This window comes from Corynebacterium sp. MSK310 (assembly GCF_030227355.1).
Classification (GTDB): domain Bacteria; phylum Actinomycetota; class Actinomycetes; order Mycobacteriales; family Mycobacteriaceae; genus Corynebacterium; species Corynebacterium rhinophilum.
Window position 1 is genome coordinate 1 of sequence record NZ_JASPFZ010000047.1, and the last position, 792, is coordinate 792.

Annotated in this window: 1 pseudogene; it reads right to left on the reverse strand. The window is 53.2% G+C overall.

The features are described 5' to 3' along the window. Positions 1 to 655, reverse strand: a pseudogene (locus QP891_RS11670) (IS256 family transposase); the annotation flags it as partial. Positions 656 to 792: the final 137 nt, after the last annotated feature.

Sequence of the window (792 nt, forward strand, 5' to 3'; positions counted from 1 at the left end):
TGATTCATCGTTGGTGAACTGCACCCTGTTGCGGGTAGCTTTACGCAGTTCATTGTTGAATGATTCAATCGAATTCGCCGTCATAGATTACCTTTCTGACTGCTGGCGGGAACTGCAGAAACGGTACGAAACGCGCCCAAGCATCTCGCCAGACTTTGACTGAGCGTGGATACTTTTCTGCTAATTCAGAGGCTTCAAATTCGTCTAAAGCAACCTGTGCTGTGGTTTCATCCGCGGCGGTGTAGATCTTTTTCAACGCGGCCGATACGCCCCGGCGATCCCCGTAGGTGACCTGCCGGTTAGCGGCACGAATCAGGTGCACGATACAGGTTTGCACCATAGAGTGCGGCCAGGTTGCCTCTACTGCTTCCGGCAGGCCTTTCAGCCCGTCACAGCAGACGATAAAGACGTCTTTGGCCCCACGATTAGCCAGGTTAGAGCACACCTGCGCCCAGAAGGAAGCACCTTCTTCTTTGGCAATCCACAACCCCACAATGTGCTTAATACCGTCAAGATCCACACCAATTGCCATGTACGCGGACTTGTTGACCACTCGGCCACCGTCGCGGACTTTAATGCGCAGCGCATCCAGGAAAATGACGGGGTAGAATTCGTCTCACTGGCGGTTGTGCCAGACCATGACCTCATCGCCGACGCAAGCTGCTACTCTGAATAGTCCTAAAAAATGTCCGCATCCCCTTTTGTCGTTTAGCCCAGGCGACCCACCCCTAGACCCAAAACACGAAAAACCGGCACCCCAGAACAAAAACGACTGAGATGCCGGTTTGTCAA